This window comes from Pseudomonas sp. P4_D7, from assembly GCF_056401755.1.
Genome location: NZ_JBFUIR010000014.1, coordinates 1 through 20638, shown reverse-complemented (window position 1 = coordinate 20638; position 20638 = coordinate 1). Strand labels below are relative to the sequence as shown.

General features: G+C 60.2%; 15 protein-coding genes and 1 pseudogene. 7 read left to right on the top strand and 9 right to left on the bottom strand.

Annotation, left to right across the window (positions count from 1 at the left end):
* Positions 1-26: 26 nt before the first annotated feature.
* On the top strand, positions 27-1580 hold the full coding sequence (gene pdxR / locus AC1DVF_RS11330; RefSeq protein WP_477782467.1) for a MocR-like pyridoxine biosynthesis transcription factor PdxR: 1554 nt from the start codon (positions 27-29) through the stop codon (positions 1578-1580).
* Here pdxR and AC1DVF_RS11325 read toward each other — a convergent pair.
* The 6 genes from AC1DVF_RS11325 to aspA all read right to left on the bottom strand — a co-directional run bounded on the left by AC1DVF_RS11325 (position 1537) and on the right by aspA (position 13186).
* Complete coding sequence (locus AC1DVF_RS11325) at positions 1537-6132, bottom strand: dermonecrotic toxin domain-containing protein (RefSeq protein ID WP_477782466.1); 4596 nt, start codon at positions 6130-6132, stop codon at positions 1537-1539. The two genes, pdxR and AC1DVF_RS11325, sit on opposite strands and share 44 nt — an antisense overlap.
* Before the next feature lie 151 nt (positions 6133-6283).
* Positions 6284-7309: a histone deacetylase family protein gene (locus tag AC1DVF_RS11320; protein WP_093429616.1), complete on the bottom strand. Its 1026-nt coding sequence runs from the start codon at positions 7307-7309 to the stop codon at positions 6284-6286.
* Positions 7310-7432: 123 nt separating this feature from the next.
* On the bottom strand, positions 7433-8425 hold the full coding sequence (locus AC1DVF_RS11315; RefSeq protein ID WP_116254211.1) for an AraC family transcriptional regulator: 993 nt from the start codon (positions 8423-8425) through the stop codon (positions 7433-7435).
* Between the two features lie 248 nt (positions 8426-8673).
* A complete protein-coding gene (locus AC1DVF_RS11310) occupies positions 8674-9678 on the bottom strand; it encodes an asparaginase (protein WP_099757546.1) in 1005 nt (334 codons plus the stop codon).
* A gap of 171 nt (positions 9679-9849) precedes the next feature.
* On the bottom strand, positions 9850-11298 hold the full coding sequence (locus tag AC1DVF_RS11305) for an alanine/glycine:cation symporter family protein (protein WP_093429619.1): 1449 nt from the start codon (positions 11296-11298) through the stop codon (positions 9850-9852).
* Between the two features lie 463 nt (positions 11299-11761).
* Complete coding sequence (aspA, locus tag AC1DVF_RS11300) at positions 11762-13186, bottom strand: aspartate ammonia-lyase (protein WP_095049638.1); 1425 nt, start codon at positions 13184-13186, stop codon at positions 11762-11764.
* Between the two features lie 180 nt (positions 13187-13366).
* On the opposite strand from aspA, the gene AC1DVF_RS11295 reads away from it, so the two are divergent.
* The 5 genes from AC1DVF_RS11295 to AC1DVF_RS11275 all read left to right on the top strand — a co-directional run bounded on the left by AC1DVF_RS11295 (position 13367) and on the right by AC1DVF_RS11275 (position 17177).
* Positions 13367-14275 carry a LysR substrate-binding domain-containing protein gene (locus AC1DVF_RS11295; RefSeq protein ID WP_093429621.1) on the top strand — a complete coding sequence of 303 codons (909 nt, stop codon included), beginning with the start codon at positions 13367-13369 and terminating at the stop codon, positions 14273-14275.
* A gap of 331 nt (positions 14276-14606) precedes the next feature.
* Positions 14607-15098, top strand: a complete 492-nt coding sequence (gene purE, locus AC1DVF_RS11290; protein WP_085579114.1) for a 5-(carboxyamino)imidazole ribonucleotide mutase — start codon at positions 14607-14609, stop codon at positions 15096-15098.
* Positions 15099-15108: 10 nt separating this feature from the next.
* Positions 15109-16191 (top strand): 5-(carboxyamino)imidazole ribonucleotide synthase, encoded by a 1083-nt coding sequence (locus tag AC1DVF_RS11285; RefSeq protein ID WP_047596872.1) that lies wholly within the window; start codon positions 15109-15111, stop codon positions 16189-16191.
* 110 nt (positions 16192-16301) lie between these two features.
* The gene (locus AC1DVF_RS11280) at positions 16302-16547 is read left to right on the top strand and encodes a GlsB/YeaQ/YmgE family stress response membrane protein (protein WP_003229635.1); all 246 of its coding nucleotides are present in this window, start codon (positions 16302-16304) and stop codon (positions 16545-16547) included.
* A gap of 93 nt (positions 16548-16640) precedes the next feature.
* Positions 16641-17177 (top strand): DUF3299 domain-containing protein, encoded by a 537-nt coding sequence (locus tag AC1DVF_RS11275; protein ID WP_477782465.1) that lies wholly within the window; start codon positions 16641-16643, stop codon positions 17175-17177.
* Between the two features lie 125 nt (positions 17178-17302).
* Here the strand turns inward: AC1DVF_RS11275 and AC1DVF_RS11270 are convergent, their stop codons facing one another.
* Complete coding sequence (locus AC1DVF_RS11270; protein ID WP_257356625.1) at positions 17303-18202, bottom strand: D-hexose-6-phosphate mutarotase; 900 nt, start codon at positions 18200-18202, stop codon at positions 17303-17305.
* A gap of 57 nt (positions 18203-18259) precedes the next feature.
* Complete coding sequence (locus AC1DVF_RS11265; RefSeq protein ID WP_003229628.1) at positions 18260-18664, bottom strand: acyl-CoA thioesterase; 405 nt, start codon at positions 18662-18664, stop codon at positions 18260-18262.
* A 376-nt stretch (positions 18665-19040) separates the two neighbouring features.
* Between AC1DVF_RS11265 and AC1DVF_RS11260 the strand changes: the two genes are divergently transcribed.
* Positions 19041-20339, top strand: a complete 1299-nt coding sequence (locus AC1DVF_RS11260; RefSeq protein WP_477782464.1) for an MFS transporter — start codon at positions 19041-19043, stop codon at positions 20337-20339.
* A gap of 103 nt (positions 20340-20442) precedes the next feature.
* On the opposite strand, the pseudogene AC1DVF_RS11255 reads toward AC1DVF_RS11260, so the two are convergent.
* Positions 20443-20638, bottom strand: a pseudogene (locus AC1DVF_RS11255) (IS110 family transposase); the annotation flags it as partial.

The window sequence follows — 20638 nt, the reverse complement described above, 5'->3', positions numbered from 1 at the left end:
ATGACCAATTTCATAGGTCCATTGCCATGCCCGATTCGCCGCTGTTATCCATGCCGTTCAACCCTGCCGGGATCGAGCTTGATCGCCGCCAGGGTTTGAGTCGTCAGCTGTATCAGGCGTTGCGCCTGCGGGTACTGGACGGGCGACTGGCGAGCGGCACGCGGTTGCCGGCCAGTCGCGATCTGGCGGCGGCGTTGGGGATTTCCCGCAACAGCGTGGTGCGCGCCTACGATCAACTGTATGCCGAAGGCTTTATCGAAGGGCGGGTAGGCGATGGCACCTACGTCGCACAATTGATGCCGGTAGCGAGCCCTGCGAAAAAATTATCCACAAAAGTATCCACAGGGTTTTCAACAGGCTTACCCACAGCCTTATCCACAAATTGGCTGGATTTACCTGTAATTTCATCCAGTAAAGTTATCCACAGCGATAGTTTTTCGCGCATTGAAAACAACCATTTGTCCAAGCCACCGAGCGGTCCACCGCGAGCCTTTCGCGTCGGGGTTCCGGCGTTTGATCTGTTCCCGTTCGAGGTGTGGGCCAAGCTGAATGCGGCTTTCTGGCGCAAACCGGATCTGGAGCAACTGTGCTATGGCGATCCGTCCGGCGATGCGCGCCTGCGTGCAATGATCGCTGCCTATTTGCGCAGTTCGCGCGGCATGCAGTGCTCGCCTGAGCAAATTGTGATCACCAGCGGCGCACAGCAAGGCATTAGTCTTTGTGCACAGCTGCTGGTGGAGCCGGGCGACGGTGTGGCGATCGAGAATCCGGGTTACCGCGCGGCCGGTCATGCGTTCGCGGTGGCAGGCGCTCGTTTGCACGGGATTGCCGTGGACGAGGAGGGCATGGACTGCTCGGCGTTGTCGGCCACCGGGGACTGTCGGGTAGCGTATGTCACGCCCTCTCATCAGTACCCGACAGGCGTGGTGATGAGTCTTGCGCGGCGCCTCGAACTGCTCGCCTGGGCCGAGCGCAACCAAGGCTGGATCGTCGAGGACGACTACGATGGCGAATACCGCTACACCGGTGCGCCGCTGGCGCCGTTGGCGGCACTCGATCGACAGGGGCGAGTGCTGTATGTCGGTACTTTCGGCAAAGTTGCCTTTCCGGCATTGCGCCTCGGTTATCTGGTGCTGCCGCCGGCGCTGGTCGATGCCTTCTCGCAACGCCGCGCGGTGGATGTCCGCCATTCCGAGGTCAGTACCCAAGCGGTGATGGCCGAGTTCATGGCGGCCGGGCATTTCCAGCGGCATATCCGGCGCATGCGCCGCGCCGCCCTCAGCCGTCGCAATACCTTGCTCCACGGTTGGCCGACCGCCATTGCCGGTGTTGGAGATTTGCCCGCCGTTTCCGCCGGGCTGCACCTGACCGTGGCCGTAACAAGCATCGAACGCGAGCAGCAGTTGATTGCGCAGGCAGCAGGCGTTGACGTGGAGATCAACGGCTTGAGCAGTTACTGGCTGCCGGACTCCACTACACCGCTGGACCAGCGCGCCGGGCTGGTCCTGGGCTTTGCCGCCGTCCCTGAACCTGACATTACAGCGGCACTGAAGCGCTTGCGGCAGGTTTGGCAGGCGTGAAGAACAGATGCTCGGCTGACTGTCGTGAAATCTCGCTGCGATGGATTTCGAGGAGCTGCGAACTGGTGGGATCGCTCGGCTCGTGGGAACCGCCGATGTGTCGTTGCGCGACTGTTTTCATATGACCGGCGGTGAACGAAGCGACGGGAGCGTCGACACTGCTGTAGTGGAAGTGTGCGTAACACAGCACCTTGCCGGTGTGGGCATCGCGTACTTCGTATTCGTCGAGAAAACCCCTCGAGTGGCCTTTGAGCCGGCGACGGGTAATGGTTTTGGAAACCGTTACTTCACCTTTTTCTTTGAGCCACTGCACCCCCGCCGCAGTCGGTGGTTGTTGTTTGACCAGTCCGATGCGAATGCTGGTGCCTTTTTCGTCAAGGGCGTTAGCGGCCTCGTCAAGCTTGTGGCTGATTTCTTCGGTCGGCTTTTTGAAGTCTGCGGTCAGATTACTGGCGGTCAATGCTTCATCAATCGCCGCATTGGCTTCGCGCAAGACAGCGGCATGCTTGTGGTATTCCTCCTCGACCTCGACAGGTATCCGCCGCCCTCGTTTGAGGTGAGCCTCGATACGTTGGTGGAATGCATCCAGGCCGTCGATCAGCGCCTGGCCGGCACGGCTGCTGGCACTCACGGAAGAATGGGCCTTGGGTTGGCGGGTCTTTGCCGTGCGCTGTTCTACCCAGACACCGGGTGACTCTTCCTGGAATGTGGCGATGACACCCGTCAGGGTGGTTCGTACTTCCACCTGGTCGGATTTTTGCCCCTTGATGCGTTTTTTTCGATTGCCGACTACCGTGCCTCTGGATTGGGTTTTGATGATCTGGCGCGTTGATGATCTCGCCTTCGAAGGCCCCGGTGTCGGTCCCAGCAGGTGCTTGAAGTGCAGCAACTCGGCCAGTTTTACATCCGTGCGCGCCCTGAACCCGTTTACCCGTTTACGCACATGCTGCAGTCGCTCAGTGTTGATCTGTTCGGGGTAGTCGATGAGCAGATCACCAAAGCGCTGATCGATGGCGGAAAACTGTTCGGCCACATTGCTCAGGACATCGATGCGTTCGCGCAGGTTGTCGAGGCTTTCATCCTCGGTCAGATTCAGCGTGCTCTGGATACTCAACGCGGCGTCTTCGACGAGACTGGCGAGTGCCTGATAGGCATTGGCGGCGTCCGCTGTCGTACCGGCCTTGATGCAAATTTCCTGGCCAAGACTGATCTGCAAAAGCTTGAGGTCGTTCAGATCATATTTCGGCAATGCCTTGCGGTAGGTTGGAATAATTTTGACGGCATCTTTTCCCAACAACATCAGTTCGTCAAAACGGCTATTGGCCAACTCTGTTTTTTCAATGATGGCCTGGGTCTGGAGGGTCATTCTTTCAAAGGTCTGAACAAACGCCTGCGCGATGAAACCGGCTTCATCGGCAAGCATTGTCTGCATGGCCTTCAGGTCAGTCTGAAATACGGCGGAATGCAGGTCGAGCCATTCCTGCCCGAGAAACAGCTGCATTTGCAGGCGCTCAATCATGACGGTCCGGTAGTTCGGAATCGGCTCTTTCTGATTCAACGCCTTGATCTGTTCAATATTCGCGCCGTACGCCTTGAGCTGTGCGTCTAGCGTTGCCAGATAGTGCTCGCGTGCCGGTCCTCGTGCTTGCCCGACCGCATCGTTGAAGGCTTTGTGGTCAGCATCACGCTGAATCTGCTTGGCTTTCATCGTTACGTCGAACGCACTGATTTCGGCAGTCAGTTGCCTGGCGTCCATTTTGCTCACGTCCTGAACGGCCTCAAGTGCGCTGTCGAGTCCGCCGCCTCGCAGGCGCAAGCGAAGGTCGACCACCCATTGGCCGTTGGCCGTGCGGGTCAGTTGCGGCCCGTTGCGCGGCGGTTGCTGGCGCGAGTCAATGATCTGCACCTCGGCGTGCTCATTGAGCATGACTTCGAACCAGCGCTGGCCTACGGGAGCGAACCACTGTTGTTGGCGGGGATAAAGATGCCTGTGTGTGCCCTCGGTGGCGGCATCGCCGATGCCTTTGGGTTTGGCGATCTGAAAACTGTCGAGCAGCGCTGCGAGTGCGACCGGGGATCGTTTCAGCGCCGTGAAGGGGTTGACCACCATCTCATGCGCAATGGGCAGTGCAGTGCTGGAGACGTCCGGCAACTGCAACGGTTTGCTGACGACGAGTTCGGTGGTGACGGTGGCGGTGGGTTCTTCCTGCGGGATCGACTCGCTGAATGGCTTGTCGCCGACCGCTGCGCGATGGGCGAGCACCATGCCCAAGGCCAGGAGAATGTCGGTGAGGGCTGTCCAGGCAAGCTTGCCGGATTGCTCATTGGCCTCGTCGCTGATCTCTTGCAGGTCGTCCATGATCTGCCAGATCCACGCTGCCGTGCCGACGCTGCGCCCGAGGAATGGCAACGCCGCGTTGAACAGCATCCAACCGCCGTGTTTGAGCGTTGCCCAGCGTGCTTCTGCATCAGAGACCGATTGCCGATCGGCCTGGGTGATGACAGCCTGCACGTTGCTGTTATGCAGGGTCGCCAGTACATCGTGTTCAATCGTTGCGGTCGCCAGCGCAACGGGGCCGGACATGTCGAGGGCGGTGAAGGGGTTCACCAGCAATTGCGGGATAGTCCAGACTGAAGGCAATCGGGCGGTGAAGACGAACTGGCTGTACTTGAAGCGCACATCGTCCGGCAACCAGGCCAGGACCGATTCGCGCAGCTCCTGTGAGTGCTGGATCTCGTAAAACAGGTTGGCGTGTGAGGGAAATTGCATCAGTGCCGTTTCGAACAGTGGTCGATAAAGCAGGCACGGCCCTTTGTCCGCCTCGCGCGGGCCGATGACGAACATGTTGTTGACGATGTCGGCCTGTGATCGACTGCGATGGGCCACGAACCCCAGCGGGCGAATGACGATTTCATCGCGATCGACATGACGCTCATCGCCGGTGTTTGCCAGCGCGGCAACCACATAGCGATAACCCTGCTCAGTGATGCCGGTCTTGCCCTGTATTTTGTGCTGTAACGCCAGCAGCGGCAGCTCGATGGGCAACTGGCTGGCATAAAGTGCTTGCACTGCCGACGCCTGCTCATTGTTGTCAATCAGCAGGTTTTGCAGGTACGCCGGGTAGGTCTGGCCGATATCGACGCTGCTGACCAGTTGTTGCAGGTAGCTTGCGGTCATCCACTCAGGCAACACGCCGCCATCCTTGTAACGTACGGTTTTGTTGCCGGCTGGCTGCCCCGCGAGGTTCTGCAGCGCGAGTTCAATGAGCGACAGCGTCTTGGTCTGCGTGTTACCCGGAAAGACAAATGTGCCCCAGACCACCAGGCTGGTGATGCTGATCTCGATGTCATCGATCCTCACCTCGCCGGCTTGCGGATGATCCTTGGCTATCTGTTGTTTCAGGGCATCACGGGTGAACGCTTGCAGGCTGATGACTTCGCTTTGAAATGATTTTCCCTTGTTCGTGTGCTGCACCATCGTCAGATCCAGCAGATGCCGGCTGTAACGGGTTTGATCGGCGGGAGAGGCGCTGTCGAGCCATTCTGGCAGCATCGGACGCAGGCGAGCGATATGAGGTTTGAGGCGCGGTGTCGGCTCTCGCGGATTGCCGACAGTCCCGGTGTGCGGATATAGCTCGCTGGAACTCGAACCCTGAAAATAATTGATCGCGCCCAGCGCCTCGGCTTCCAGGGCGACCAGTGTGCAGGCTTGATAGTCGAAGAAATGGCCCTGTGGTTCGACCAGTCGCCATTTCAACCCGGCACCGGAGGCACCTTGCCAATAACGACGCGGCAGGGCTTCGCCGAGTTTTTCCAGCGATTGAAAACTCTCGAAGCCCTGCAGCACCGAGTGGGTCATGATCAAGGTGCGCTTGTCATCGGTGCCGATCAGTACCGCGGTATCGAGCAGGGTCACATGCTTCTGCTCGTCACCCTCGCCACGGTCAAGATCAATCAGGCAGGCGCGGGTCTTGTATTTGTCGGTGGGCAGTCGCTGGTGTTTGTCCGGGTATTTATAAAGCGCTTCGGCCATGGCGCGCTGGTCGGCATCCCAGCCAGGGTTCGCGTCGACCTTCCACAAATTGCGCAGGGCCTGTGACATCTGCTGCCAGCGCGGCTGCCCTGGGTAGGTGAAATCATCCCAGTAATTGACCTGGTGTTCCTTGTAGGCGATGAACAGCAACGGTGCCAGCTCATTGAGCAGCTTACCGATCGCGCTGATTTTCACCGGCAGCTGGATGGCGGACGGCAGGTCGGGCTGCAAGGTCAGATAATGCTCACCGTCGAGATACGCCACAGTCGTGCCGGAGAGGCCCAGGCGTACCAGGGTGTCGGTCAGCGATTCGATCAGGTGGCGACCGGGGACGACCCGATCATCTTCAATGACCCAGGTCGGTCTTACGACCATGGCCAGCTGCGGGTCGAGATCGAGGTCGGGATACAGCGTCCTGAGCGCGGGGCGCAGCGTTTTCGACGCAACTTCTCGCAGTGAAGGGCCGGTCACCAGTTGAGTCACGACATCGACGGCGCTGGGCGAGGGGATTTCGGGCATGGGCAACTCCTGCTCTGATGGGCGCGCCCAAGGGCGGCGGTTCCGGGCAAGGTAGCGGCGAGCGGCGGCGCACGTGCGGTACATACATATTGCGGGCAAAAAAAGACCCGCCTGGGCGGGTCTGGTGTTTACGATTGCGACGGGAATCCGGTTATCGTTCGAAGCCTTCCAGTACGTTCACCGCGTTGATGCCGATTTCCTCCACAGCGTAACCGCCCTCCATGACGAACAATGTCGGTTTGCCGAGTGCAGCGATGCGCTTGCCCATCGCCAGGTAATCGGGGCTGTCGAGTTTGAACTGCGAAATCGGGTCATCCTTGAAGGTGTCGACGCCGAGCGATACGACAATGATGTCGGCGCCGTAGCGATCGATCTCATCGCAGGCCTGATCCAGCGCCGCACTCCACACGTCCCAGCCGGAGCCGGCGGCTAGCGGATAGTTGAAGTTGAAGCCTTCCCCAGCGCCTTCGCCACGCTCATCGTCGTAGCCAAGGAAAAACGGAAATTCTGCTTCCGGGTGGCCGTGGATCGAGGTGAACAGCACGTCGCTGCGCTCATAGAAAATCGACTGCGTACCGTTGCCGTGATGGTAATCGACGTCGAGGATCGCGACTTTCCTGTGGCCCTGATCGAGAAAGGCTTGTGCGGCGATGGCGGCGTTGTTGAGGTAGCAATAACCGCCCATCAAATCGCTGGCGGCGTGGTGTCCCGGTGGCCGGCACAAGGCGAAGGCCGCGCGCGCGCCGCGCTGAATTTCCGCTTGTGCGGTCAGGGCCACTTGCGCCGCGCTGTACGCCGCTTGCCAGGTGCCGGCGGTGATCGGTGCGCCGCCATCGAAGCTGTAATAACCGAGCTGGCCGTGCAGGCTGGTCGGTTTGATTGCACGCAGAGTGCGCGCCGGCCAGGTGTAGGGCAGCAGATCGCCGTCGGTATTGAATTCAGTCCAGCGCGCCCACGCGCCTTTGAAAAAGTCGAGGTAGTCACGGCTGTGGATGCGGGCGATCGGCTCCAGACCGAAATCCTTCGGCGCTTCGACCGAGCCGAGCTTCTGGTTTTTAACGCGCTGCAGCACATGGTCGGCGCGCGACGGCATCTCGAAGCACGGCTTCAGTTGGCCATCGATGAGTTCGCAGCGGCCATGGTGCAGGTGGTGATCGTCCGAGTAGATCGTCAGCATTTGTTGTTCTCCGCAGGGCTGATTCGGTTGCTCCCAGTGTTGCGGTGTGTGGCGAATCGGAGAACGGCAGGAAAGGCCAAAAGGGGATGGATACGGCCAAAAAAACTGACCGCAATTCGCCCCTCAGGCCCGGAATTGACTCGGCGCCACGCCGCTCCACCGCACGAAGGCATGACGAAAGCTCGCAGTCTCACTGAAGCCAAGGGTCTCGGCGATGCGGTAGATCGGCAACTGATCCTCACACAACATCTGCTTGGCTCGCTCGAAGCGCAGTTCATCGAGCAATTCCTGATAGCTGCAGCCCATGTCCTTGAGATGCCGGCGCAGAGTGCGTGGCGAGCACTTCATTTGTTGCGCGAGACCTTCCAGCCCCGGCGCGGCGTTCAGTTGGGCGCTGAGCAACTGGCGGATGCGCCCGAGCCACGCTTGGCGTCCGGTGAACTCAAGGTTCTGCTTGCGGCAGCGTTCGGCCATGGCTTGATGGGTGATGGCATCGGCCAGCGGCAGCGGTTGATCGAGCCAGTGACGGTCGAAGGCGAAGGCGTTGTCCTTGGCGGCGAAGTGCAGCGGGCTGTCGAAGTGCTCGGCATAACTGTCACGGTAATCCGGTGCGGCGTGTTCGAAGCGCGTGGCGAGCAAGGGCAGCGGATGCCCGAGCAGGTCATCACAAATGACTTTCAGCGACACCAGGCAGAACTCGGCATTGAACACCGCCATCGCCGGGCTCTCGCGATAATCGGCAGCGACGAACCAGACGCGTTCGCCATCGTCCTCCAGACTGAGTTCGAAAAGTGTTCCCAACAGCGCCGGATAACGAATCGCCAGACGCAAAGCGTCACCGAAGGTGGCACAGGTCAGCAAGGCATAGCCAAGGATGCCGTAGCAGGAAACGTGCATGCGCCGGCCCAGTTCCAGACCGATGTCGTGCTTAAGCGCGACCGCATTGGCGCAAACCTGCATCTCCTGATTGGTGGTGATGCGCGTGTCGGCCCGGCTGAGATCCGCCGCACTGATGCCGCTGCCGGCCAGCAACGCTTCGCTCGACAGGCCTTCGGCTTTGAAGGTGTTGAGGATTAGCGAGACGGCGTTGAGGGTGGTGAGGTGGGAGTGGAGCATAAGATCTTCCAGCCTGAGGATGGCTGGAATGCAGCAAGTTGCATGCCGCAGCAGCCCCTCACCCCAACCCTCTCCCAAAGGTAGAGGGGGCCGATTGGGGGATATTGGCGAGATCCATCGACGTGAGACATCTCTGCCGAATCCACGATCGACACGGTTTATCAGGTCGACGGACAGCGAAAAACAACTCGGTCAGTTCCCTCTCCCTCCGGGAGAGGGCTAGGGTGAGGGCCGATCCAGAGTTATGCTCAGAGCAGCTCACCACACAGATCCAGTTCGATCAGTCGGCGCACTTCTTGAGTTTCAAGCCCAGCACCGAGCAGGCCATGCAACTTGCCGAACGCCGCCTCACGAGTCATGCCACCACCGGACAACACGCCTACACCGCGCAATCGACTGCCAGCCTCGTAAACATCCAGCTCAACGCCGCCTTCATGGCATTGCGTCACGGCAACCACCACCACACCGTTATCCCGCGCACGGCCAAGGCTTGCCAGAAACTCAGGGTTGTCGCTCGGCCCTGTACCGCTGCCGTAGCACTCCAGCACCAGACCCTGAATGCCGCTGTCGAGCAGACCATCGAGGACTTCGGCGCTGATGCCGGGGAACAGTGGCAGCACGGCAACCTTGGCCAGTTGCTTCGGCTGGTTGTAGTTCAACGACGCTGGAATCGAAGGCGCTTTCACGCCGCCGCCCTGCCGCTCAAGTCGTTTGAACGGATGACGGCCGAAGCTGCGCACCTTCGCGCAACGGGTTGGCGCCAGTAGCTCACCGTGGAAGTACAGATGCACACCGGGCGTCAGGCCTTCGCCGAGGGCGACCAGTGCGCCGCCGAGGTTTTCCCAGGCATCGCTGTCGGTAACACCGGCCGGCAGCATGGAGCCGGTGAAACACACGCGAGCATTCAGCCCCAGTAACTGGAAGCTCATCGCCGCCGCACTGTAAGCCAGGGTGTCGGTGCCGTGCAGGATCAGTACGCTGTCGCAGCCTTGCACATCCACGGCATCGACCACCGCTTCACGCAGTTGCTGCCAATAGGCCGGGGTCATGTTGGCGCTGTCGATCAGCGGCGACATTTCCCGGAAACGCCACTGCGGCACAACGAGCTCAGGCTGACTGTGCAAGTAGTCGCGCATCCGCGCTTCGAAACCGGATGCCGGGGCCAGACCGTTGGCGCTGGCCTGCATGCCGATGGTGCCACCGGTGTAGAGCACCATGACGTGTTGGGCGGCTGGGTAGGAATTGGCAATCATCTGAGGGTCTCCACAAGAGATGACATTGTAGGAGTGAGCCTGCTCGCGATAGCGGTTCATCATTCAACATTGGTGTTGGCTGAAAGACAGCTATCGCGAGCAGGCTCGCTCCTACAAGTTATTGCATCACAATAACTGACGAGCGCAGGGGATGCGCCCGTCATTCACCTGTCAGCGTTGCGCTGCAGGCACGCCTTGCGGCTCGGCTTCGGTCTTGCCGGCAGCGGCAGACGGGTTGGTCGGCCAGGCCTGCAGGTCGAGATCCAGATCGGTAAATTTGCTGGAGTCGAAAACGGGCTGTTTAACGCCGGCGCGGCGCTGCTCGTCGTAGTCGCGCATTACACGCATGCCGACCTTGAACAGCATGGCCAGGGCCATCAGGTTGACGAAGGCCAGGCAGGTCATGGTGATGTCAGCGAAGGCGAACACGGTCGACAGGTCCTGCATCGAACCCCATACCACCAGCGCCAGCACCAGGCCGCGGAAAATCATCAGCGCGGCGCGGTTGCGGGTGAGGAACTGCAGGCTGTTTTCGCCCAGGTAGTAGTTGTAGAGGATGCAAGTGAAGACGAACAGCGACAGCGCGACGCTGACGAACATGCGACCCCAGTCACCGACCACAGCGGCCAGCGAGTTCTGGGTCAGGACGATGCCGTCACCTTCGAAGCCCGGGGTGTAGAAGCCCGACAGCAGAATCAGCAGCGCGGTGCAGGTGCAAATCACGAAGGTGTCGAGGAACACGCTGAAGGCCTGAACCACGCCCTGGGCACCCGGGTGCTTCACGGCAGCCACGGCGGCGACGTTCGGCGCACTGCCCAGGCCTGCTTCGTTGGCGAACACGCCACGCTTCACGCCCATGACAATGGCGCTGCCGAGCAGGCCACCAAAGGCCGGGTCGAGGCCGAAGGCGCTCTTGAAGATGGTTTCCAGCATGGCTGGTACGTGTTCGATCTGAGTACCGATCACGTACAGGGTCACGCCGATATAGGCGAGGGTCTTGATCGGTACCAGCAGGTCGGACACCGAGGCGATGCGCTTGATGCCGCCGATGAAGGTGATGGCCAGCAACACTGCCAGGACGATACCGGTGTGTTGTGGGTTGAATTCAAAGGCGTTCTGCAGCGAGTGAGTCACGGTGTAGGACTGCAGGCCAATGAAGGCAAAGCCGTAGGTGACCAGCAGCAGGACCGAGAACACCACCGCCATGCCTTTGAGTTTCAGGCCGTGCTGGATGTAGTAAGCCGGACCGCCACGGTACAGGCCGTCGCCATCGGCGCGCTTGTAGACTTGGGCCAGGGTGCATTCGAAGAAGCTGCTGGACATGCCGACCAGTGCGGTCACCCACATCCAGAAGACCGCACCTGGACCACCCAGGGTCACGGCGATGCCGACACCGGCGATGTTGCCTGCACCGACACGGCCGGCAAGGCTGAGCATCAGGGCCTGGAACGAGCTGAGTTGCCCGGCGCTGCCTTTGAGGCTGTCGCGGAACACCGCGAACATGTGGAAGAAGTGCCGCAATTGAACGAAACGCGAGCGAATCGTGAAGTAGCTACCGAGCCCGACAATGAGCACGATCAGTACTTTCCCTGAGAGGAAGTCGTTGATGACTTCGAGCATGGATTTTTCCTCGCTGTTTTTTGTGTGAGCAAATGCTGGATGGTAGAAATATCGTGTTACACCGGTGTGCGCACGGCACGACAGGTGAGGCGATGGTTTCGTCCCGGATCCATTTCGCGGGTTTGTTATTAGTTCGGGTTTCGCATGGGTTGTGGCCTCGTTACCGACGACCGCTCACGCGAAGAGGGGCGGCACTATACCGATCAGTGCGGCGCCCGTCTGCACGGTTGTGGTGCAAGCGACGAAACGAAGCTGTGAAACACCCGGCGTTACCGGCGCCGGGCTTGTGCGGGAACTGCTTTTTTGTGGGAGCGGACTCCCCCATTGTTCAGTCCCCAGACATACGGGTCTCAGGGTCAGAAAGTTAAAAAAAAGGGCTTGGGGACAAATCCCCAAGCCCTCAAAAGGTGAGAGGTGTCTAGTCCCTCGACCTGGTGAGCGGTGCTACAAACTACGCGTCGGCTCAGGCTTTAAGCGGAACCAGACGCGGAGCAATCATGTTTTCCGGGCGCAGAATGTCGGCGAGCATGGCTTCGTCGAGCAGACCTTCTTCGCGCACCAGTTCCAGTACGCCGCGGCCGCTTTCAAGGGCGAGGCCGGCAATACGGGTGGCGTTTTTGTAGCCGATGTACGGGTTCAGTGCGGTAACCAGACCAATCGAGTGTTCGACCAGTTCGCGGCAGCGCGCTTCGTTGGCGGTGATGCCGACGATGCAGTGCTCGCGCAGCATGTCCATGGCGCGTTGCAGCAGGCGGATCGAGTCGAAGATCTTGAAGGCGATCAGCGGCTCCATCACGTTCAACTGCAGTTGGCCGCCTTCGGCTGCCATGGTCAGCGCCAGGTCGTTACCGATGACCTGGAACGCCACCTGATTCACGGCTTCCGGGATTACCGGGTTGACCTTGCCGGGCATGATCGAGCTGCCTGGCTGACGCGCTGGCAGGTTGATTTCGTTGATGCCGGTGCGTGGGCCGCTGGACAGCAGGCGCAGGTCGTTGCAGATCTTCGACAGTTTGACCGCGGTGCGCTTGAGCATGCCGGAGAACAGCACGAAGGCGCCCATGTCGGAAGTCGCTTCGATCAGGTCGGCCGCCGGCACTACCGGTTGACCGCTGATCAGGGCCAGACGCTGTACAGCCAGCGCTTGATAACGCGGGTCGGCGTTGATGCCGGTACCGATCGCGGTGCCGCCCAGGTTCACTTCAGTCAGCAGTTCCGGGGCCAGCGACTTCAGACGCGCCAGGTCCTCGCCCATGGTGGTGGCGAACGCGCGGAATTCCTGGCCGAGGGTCATCGGCACGGCGTCTTGCAGCTGGGTACGGCCCATTTTCAGGACGTGATCGAATTCTTTGCCCTTGGCCGCGAACGCCTGAATCAGGCTGTCGAGGCTGGCCAGCAGGGTGTCGTGACCGAGCAGCAGACCCAGACGGATCGCCGTTGGGTAGGCGTCGTTGGTCGACTGCGCCATGTTGACGTCGTCGTTCGGGTGCAGGTACTGGTACTCGCCTTTCTGGTGACCCATTGCTTCCAGAGCAATGTTGGCGATTACTTCGTTGGCGTTCATGTTGGTGGAAGTACCGGCGCCACCTTGAATCATGTCGACCACGAACTCTTCGTGGAAATCACCGCGGATCAATCGGGCACAGGCTTCGCTGATGGCAGCGTGCTTGGCTTCGCTCAGGTGACCCAACTCGCGGTTGGCGTCAGCGGCGGCCTGTTTGACCATCGCCAGGCCGACAACCAGTTTCGGGTAATGCGAAATCGGAACGCCGGAGAGACGGAAGTTGTTCACCGCTCGCAGGGTCTGGATGCCGTAATACGCTTGAGCCGGTACTTCGAGGGCGCCAAGCAGGTCGTTTTCTGTGCGGAAAGATGCAGCGGAGGACATGATAGAAATCATCTCGATATGGACCCGGTCTGTGCCGGAACGCTGCGAATGCTAGGCTTGTGGGAAATTTTGGGCCAATGCTGTTCAGCACTGCCCTATGCACATTCGGCATAATGCCCGTGTGACGCCGCGTGCGCGGCAGACGTGTGACCTGTTTTGGTGCGTGTCCTGGAGGACGTGATGAATCTGGAAAGCAAATGGCTCGAGGACTTCAGTGCTCTGGCCGCCACCCGCAGCTTTTCGCAGGCGGCCGAACGGCGCTTCGTGACCCAGCCGGCGTTCAGTCGAAGGATTCGCAGTCTGGAGGCTGCGCTGGGGCTGACTCTGGTCAATCGCTCGCGCACGCCGATCGAACTGACGGCAGCGGGGCAGTTGTTTCTGGTGACCGCGCGCACGGTGGTTGAACAGCTCGGTGAAGTGCTACGCCATCTGCATCATCTGGAAGGCGGGCAGGGCGAAGTGATGCAGGTCGCTGCCGCTCACTCCTTGGCGCTGGGTTTCTTCCCGCGCTGGATCGCGCAGTTGCGTAATGAAGGGTTGAACATCGCCACCCGATTGGTTGCAACCAACGTCGGCGATGCGGTGCATGCGTTGCGCGAAGGTGGCTGTGATTTGATGCTGGCGTTCTACGATCCGGATGCGGCAATGCAGATGGACCCGGAGATTTTCCCTTCATTGCATTTGGGCCAGACGGAAATGCTCCCTGTGTGTGCGGCGGATGCCGAGGGCAAGCCCCTGTTCGATCTCGAAGGTGATGCGAGCGTGCCGTTGCTGGCGTATAGCGCCGGTGCGTTTCTCGGGCGTTCGGTGAATGGTTTGCTGCGTCAGCGTCAGCTGCGTTTCACCACTATTTACGAAACGGCGATGGCTGACAGTCTGAAAAGCATGGCACTGGAAGGCCTGGGTATCGCCTGGGTACCGCAATTGAGCGTGCGTGCTGAGCTGGCTCGTGGCGAGCTGGTGGTCTGCGGCGGCCCGCAATGGCATGTGCCGCTGGAAATTCGCCTCTACCGCTGCGCCTTGGTACGCAAAGCCAACGTACGCCTGCTGTGGCGCAAGCTCGAGGGTGGCGCTGCCCAAGCTTCCTGAGCCTACGCGGCCCCCTTGTAGGAGTGAGCCTGCTCGCGATAGCGTCTGCACATTCAACGATGATGTGACTGATACACCGCCATCGCGAGCAGGCTCACTCCTACAGGGGATTTGCGGTGTTCTGTCGCTGACCTTCAAGTCAATAAAACCGGGCATTTGCGGCAGATGACAGATGGTCGTGCGGGGGGCTGTTTATTGCTTTCTTTGCGGTATACTGCGCGGCCTTCGGCCGGCACGTCCGGCCATTTTTCGTACAATCAAGCCACGCAACCTGCGTGGCTTGTTGTTTTATGACGCGCCTGCGGGCGCTCCAGAGAGAAGAGGCGCGACGATGAGTGCACTGGTTGGCGTGATCATGGGCTCCAAGTCCGATTGGTCCACCCTTAGCCACACCGCCGATATGCTGGAAAAGCTCGGCATCCCGTACGAGGTCAAAGTGGTCTCTGCCCACCGCACCCCGGATCTGCTGTTCCAGTACGCCGAAGAGGCTGAAGGTCGTGGCATCGAGGTGATCATCGCCGGAGCCGGTGGCGCGGCCCACCTGCCAGGCATGTGTGCGGCCAAGACCCACCTGCCGGTGCTGGGTGTGCCGGTGCAGTCGGCCATGCTCTCTGGCGTCGACTCGCTGCTGTCGATCGTGCAGATGCCAGCGGGCGTTCCGGTCGCCACCCTGGCCATCGGCAAGGCCGGCGCGATCAACGCTGCCCTGCTCTCGGCGAGCATCCTCGGCGCCAAGCATCCGCAGTTCCACGCGGTACTGAAAACCTTCCGTGCCGAGCAGACAGACAGCGTCCTGGACAATCCAGACCCACGTATTGCCTGAGGTTGTTGAGATGAAGATCGGTGTAATCGGTGGCGGCCAGTTGGGTCGCATGTTGGCTCTGGCGGGTACGCCGCTGGGCATGAACTTCGCTTTTCTCGACCCTGCGCCGGACGCTTGCGCCGCTGCGCTGGGCGAACACCTGCGGGCCGATTACGGCGATCAGGATCATCTGCGCCAACTCGCCGATGAAGTCGATCTGGTGACCTTCGAGTTCGAAAGCGTCCCGGCCGAAACCGTGGCATTCCTGTCGCAATTCGTCCCGGTCTACCCGAGTGCCGAAGCCCTGCGCATCGCTCGCGACCGCTGGTTCGAAAAGAGCATGTTCAAGGACCTGGGCATCCCGACTCCGGCTTTCGCTGACATTCAGTCGCAAGCCGATCTGGACGCTGCGGTGGCTTCGATCGGTCTGCCGGCCGTGCTGAAAACCCGCACCCTGGGTTATGACGGCAAGGGCCAGAAAGTCCTGCGCAAGCCGGAAGACGTGGTCGGCACTTTCGCCGAGCTGGGCAGCGTTGCCTGCCTGCTGGAAGGCTTTGTGCCGTTCACCGGTGAAGTCTCGCTGATCGCCGTGCGTGCCCGCGATGGTGAAACGAAGTTCTATCCTCTGGTGCACAACACCCACGACAGCGGCATCCTCAAGCTGTCGGTGGCCAGTACCGATCACCCGTTGCAGGCGCTGGCCGAAGACTACTCGAGCCGCGTGCTCAAGCAACTCGACTACGTCGGCGTCATGGCGTTCGAGTTCTTTGAAGTCGACGGTGGCCTCAAGGCCAACGAAATCGCCCCGCGCGTGCACAACTCCGGGCACTGGACCACCGAAGGCGCCGAGTGCAGCCAGTTCGAAAACCATCTGCGCGCCGTTGCCGGCCTGCCGCTGGGCTCGACGGCCAAAGTCGGCGAGAGCGCGATGCTTAACTTCATCGGTGTTGTACCGCCGGTTGAGAAAGTCATCGCTATCGAAGACTGCCATCTGCATCACTACGGCAAGGCCTTCAAGGCCGGGCGCAAGGTCGGTCACGCCAACCTGCGCTGCGCCGACATGGCCACGCTGCAGGCGCAGATCGTCAAGGTCGAAGCGTTGATCGCTGAGTAACGACAGTTTCATGTGCCAGCGGCGGAACCATTCAGGTGCCGCCGTTCTCTGATGGCAGGATGCTAAAGTCTGACTAGGCTTCGCATATCTACTATTCAGAGGGAAATGCCATGGGAATTATCGGAACCATCTTTATCGGCTTGATCGTCGGCCTGCTGGCGCGGTTCCTGAAACCGGGCGATGACAGCATGGGCTGGATCATGACCATCCTGCTCGGTATCGGCGGTTCGCTGGCAGCCACCTACGGCGGCCAGGCCTTGGGCATCTATCAGGCAGGTCAGGGCGCAGGCTTCATCGGCGCACTGGTCGGCGCGATCGTGTTGCTGGTGATCTACGGCCTGATCAAAAAGAACTGATCCAAAGCGACAAAGCCCTCTCTGCCAAAGTGGCCGGGAGGGCTAGAATGCTCGGCGATTTACTGTTCTTTCCTTTCTATACCGAGCACCTTCATGCGCCGTCTTTTGTTGACTCTCCTTTTCCTGGGTAGCGCTTTGGCCCACGCCGGCGAACTGCCGGAAACCGACTGGCTCGAACTGATGCCCAAGTCGGACCAAAAGGCCCTCGAGGCCATGCCAGAAATCGACCACAACTCCCCGGAAGCCACCGGCACCTTCACCGAGAAGGGCGGGATGAAGCAGGCCAAAGGTCTGCCGGCAGTGATGTATTCGACCAAAACCGTGGCGTCGATGAACGACAAGCACATCCGCATCGGTGGTTATCCGGTGCCGCTGGAATCCGACGCCAAGGGTCGCAGCACGCTGTTCTTCCTCGTGCCGTACCCGGGCGCGTGCATCCATGTGCCGCCACCGCCACCGAATCAACTGGTGCTGGTGCGTTATCCGAAAGGCTTGAAGCTGGACGATATCTACACGCCGCTGTGGGTGACCGGCACGCTGAAGGTCGAGAAGGTCAGCAATGATCTGGCCGATGCGGCGTATGCGCTGGAAGCGGACAAGGTGCGGGTGGTGCAGGAATCTGATCTGTAGGACCTATACAAAACAATTGTGGGAGCGAGACTGCTCGCGAAAGCGGTGTGTCAGACATTTGAATGTTGACTGATACAACGCCTTCGCGAGCAAGCTCGCTCCCACATTTCGTATTGCGGCGCGTCTTAAAGCGGTTGGCTGCCGACGCTAACACCCATGGTATGGCTCGCACCCGGTGCCAGCGTAACCACGTCATCCATCACATTCGCCGTCTCGATGCACAGCATGCGCTGCCAGCCATCGTTATCCATGTCGGCCAGCGCGGCGGCACGGTCGATCCACGGGTTCCAGATCACCGCCGTGCGCGAACCGGTAGCCGTCAGCACAATGCGTCGTTCCCACGTTGGATCGACAATGCTCAGCTGTGGCGGAGCATCGAGGTAGATGCGGTCGGTCTCTCCGGCAAAATGCAGAGCACCTTGCTGACTGGTGGTTTTCCAGTCATCCAGCGTCTCGATGTAATTCAAACCATCCACGCCATCGACATGCACATTGCGCACGTCACTGACCGCGAAGTAAGTGTGCAGCGCCTGGCTCAGGCTGACGCTGTCACTGCCACGGTTATGGCTGGTCAGGCTGAAACTCAGTTGCTCGGACAAATGCAGGGTCAGGGTCAGATCGACCTGATGTGGCCAGCCCGGCAGGCCACCTTCGGGGTAGGGCAGCTTGAATTCGACCTTGACGCCGTCAGCCTCCGATTCGATGCCGCCCAGCTCCCAATCCATCGCCCGCACCAGACCGTGCGCGGGTGCCGGTTGCTCACCGGTAAACATGGCCTGCACGCTCTGCGGGTTACGCTCGAACTTGCCGAACCACGGCCAGCACACCGGTACACCGGCGCGGATGCTTTTGCCGGTCTTGAACTCGGCCTTGTCGTTGAGCCAGATGATCGGCGGCTGGCCATCGATCTGATAACTGAGGATGTGCGCGCCTTGCTGGGCCACCAGCACTTCGGCCTGACCGTGGCGGATACGCCAGCAGTTCAGTTCATCCAGTTTCACGGCTTCAACGTTGGGCGTGTTCATGGGACAGCTCTCGATCAGTAACAAGGACAACTATCGACCGTAAAACGGCGACGATGTTTAACGCGCGCGTGGTGGAACCGAGCGAGTGCGACCGCTGCCGTCGATGGCGACGAAGACGAAGACCGCTTCGGTGACTTTACGCCACTCGCTGGACAACGGGTCGTCGCTCCACACTTCGACCATCATCTGGATCGAGCTGCGGCCGATTTCCAGGGTCTGGGTATAAAAGGACAATTGCGCGCCGACAGCCACAGGCACGAGAAACGCCATGCGGTCGATGGCGACGGTGGCGACGCGTCCGCCAGCGACACGGCTGGCCATTGCGGTGCCGGCCAAATCCATCTGTGCCACCAGCCAGCCGCCGAAAATATCGCCAAAGCCGTTGGTTTCGCGTGGGAGTGCGGTGATTTGCAGGGCCAGGTCGCCTTGCGGGATCGGATCTTCTTGTTCGAGCTCTATCATGCCGGGGGTGCCTCTGACCCGTGACTCTTCGTTGGTATTGCTGGTGGTAGCCGTCTTCGGGAAAAACGATTCAGCACCGAACATACTACGTTCGTCACGTTTTCCATCAGGCGCCTAAGGAGAAACTCTGCGAAACCGGCTAATCCCGAGCAAAGGCCGGGCCAACGACGTTTTCGCACAGCAACCCCCTACAAACCGGAGCAGGTTGCGAGTATATCGGTCGGTAGACTCCGCGACGACCATCCGGTTCTCATTTCGACCGTCAAATACGCACCTCTATGTGCTTTTTCGAACAATTTGCTATGGTGCCGAACCTGCCCAAGCCACCGCCAGCGTTGTTGTGGCGGCAGATCCGACTATAAGAGAAGCCCTTGCCATGACCACAGCGCCTTCGAGCCTCGCGCAGCCCGAGCAACCCGCACGACCGTTGACCCGCAATGACTACAAGACTCTGTCGCTGTCCGCCCTCGGTGGCGCGCTGGAGTTCTACGATTTCATCATCTTCGTTTTCTTTGCCACCGTGGTCGGCAAGCTGTTCTTCCCCGCCGACATGCCCGAGTGGCTGCGCCTGATGCAGACCTTCGGCATTTTCGCCGCCGGCTATCTGGCGCGACCGCTGGGCGGCATCGTCATGGCACACTTCGGCGACCTGCTGGGGCGCAAGAAGATGTTCACCCTGAGCATTTTCATGATGGCCGTGCCGACCCTGATCATGGGTCTGCTGCCAACCTACACGCAGATCGGCCTGTGGGCGCCGATCCTTCTTCTATTGATGCGGGTCATTCAGGGCGCGGCGATTGGTGGCGAAGTACCGGGCGCGTGGGTCTTCGTTTCCGAACACGTACCGCAAAAGCACATGGGTTACGCCTGCGGCACCCTCACCAGCGGCCTGACCGCCGGCATTTTGCTCGGCTCGCTGGTCGCCACCGCGATCAACAGCATTTATACGCTGGCGGAAGTATCCGATTACGCCTGGCGTATTCCATTCCTGCTGGGCGGTGTGTTCGGCCTGTTCTCGGTTTACTTGCGCCGCTGGCTGCACGAAACCCCGGTATTCGCCGAGCTGCAACTGCGTAAAGCCTTGGCTGAAGAAGTGCCTCTGCGCGCAGTGCTGCGTGATCATCGCGGGGCGATTGCGATCTCGATGCTGCTGACCTGGTTGCTGTCGGCCGGGATCGTTGTGGTGATCCTGATGACCCCGACCGTGCTGCAAACGGTCTATCACTTCTCGCCGACCGAGTCGTTGCAATCGAACAGTCTGGCGATTGTGTTCCTGAGCATCGGCTGCATCATTTCCGGCGCACTGGCGGATCGCTTTGGGGCCGGCCGGGTATTCGTCTTCGGTTGCCTGGGTTTGCTGATCAGCTCATGGACCTTCTATCACAGCCTCGCCGATCACCCGAACTGGCTGTTCCCGCTGTATGCGCTGACCGGTTTTCTGGTTGGCACCATTGGTGCGGTGCCGTACGTGATGGTCAAGGCGTTCCCGCCGGTGGTGCGCTTTAGTGGATTGTCGTTCTCGTACAACGTGGCTTACGCGATCTTCGGCGGGTTGACGCCGATGGTGGTCAGCCTGCTGCTGAAAGAAAGCGCGATGGGGCCTGCCTACTATGTGGCGGTGCTGTGCGCGATGGGGATTCTGGTCGGGGCGTGGCTCTGGAAGAAAGGGCGTTGATCCGAAATCTCCCTCAATAGTCCCGGCGCCTTCGCGAGCAGGCTCGCTCCCGCATTTGGAATGCATTTCAACTGTGGGAGATTCTATGGTTGAGGGGAAGCCCTCAACTGACTTTTGCCTGATATTCGCTTTGCCCTTTCAGCAAGGCGAATACCACCCGAGCAAGTTTGCGAGCCAGCATCACCAACGCCTGCGTGGTGCTGAAACCCCGTGCTCTTTGGGCTTCGTAAAACCCTTTCCAGGCTATCGTACGGCTAGCCGACATCGCTGCGTTGTGCAAAAGTCGGCGGGCCTCGGGG

Bases quoted from the DNA above. Each gene is read 5' to 3' on its own strand.
- aspA (WP_095049638.1), bottom strand. From the start codon at position 13,186: ATGTCCTCCGCTGCATCTTTCCGCACAGAAAACGACCTGCTTGGCGCC.
- AC1DVF_RS11280 (WP_003229635.1), top strand. From the start codon at position 16,302: ATGGGAATTATCGGAACCATCTTTATCGGCTTGATCGTCGGCCTGCTG.
- AC1DVF_RS11310 (WP_099757546.1), bottom strand. From the start codon at position 9,678: ATGATTGCCAATTCCTACCCAGCCGCCCAACACGTCATGGTGCTCTAC.
- AC1DVF_RS11270 (WP_257356625.1), bottom strand. From the start codon at position 18,202: ATGAACACGCCCAACGTTGAAGCCGTGAAACTGGATGAACTGAACTGC.
- AC1DVF_RS11315 (WP_116254211.1), bottom strand. From the start codon at position 8,425: ATGCTCCACTCCCACCTCACCACCCTCAACGCCGTCTCGCTAATCCTC.
- AC1DVF_RS11320 (WP_093429616.1), bottom strand. From the start codon at position 7,309: ATGCTGACGATCTACTCGGACGATCACCACCTGCACCATGGCCGCTGC.
- purE (WP_085579114.1), top strand. From the start codon at position 14,607: ATGAGTGCACTGGTTGGCGTGATCATGGGCTCCAAGTCCGATTGGTCC.
- AC1DVF_RS11260 (WP_477782464.1), top strand. From the start codon at position 19,041: ATGACCACAGCGCCTTCGAGCCTCGCGCAGCCCGAGCAACCCGCACGA.
- AC1DVF_RS11295 (WP_093429621.1), top strand. From the start codon at position 13,367: ATGAATCTGGAAAGCAAATGGCTCGAGGACTTCAGTGCTCTGGCCGCC.
- AC1DVF_RS11285 (WP_047596872.1), top strand. From the start codon at position 15,109: ATGAAGATCGGTGTAATCGGTGGCGGCCAGTTGGGTCGCATGTTGGCT.
- AC1DVF_RS11265 (WP_003229628.1), bottom strand. From the start codon at position 18,664: ATGATAGAGCTCGAACAAGAAGATCCGATCCCGCAAGGCGACCTGGCC.
- AC1DVF_RS11275 (WP_477782465.1), top strand. From the start codon at position 16,641: ATGCGCCGTCTTTTGTTGACTCTCCTTTTCCTGGGTAGCGCTTTGGCC.
- pdxR (WP_477782467.1), top strand. From the start codon at position 27: ATGCCCGATTCGCCGCTGTTATCCATGCCGTTCAACCCTGCCGGGATC.
- AC1DVF_RS11325 (WP_477782466.1), bottom strand. From the start codon at position 6,132: ATGCCCGAAATCCCCTCGCCCAGCGCCGTCGATGTCGTGACTCAACTG.
- AC1DVF_RS11305 (WP_093429619.1), bottom strand. From the start codon at position 11,298: ATGCTCGAAGTCATCAACGACTTCCTCTCAGGGAAAGTACTGATCGTG.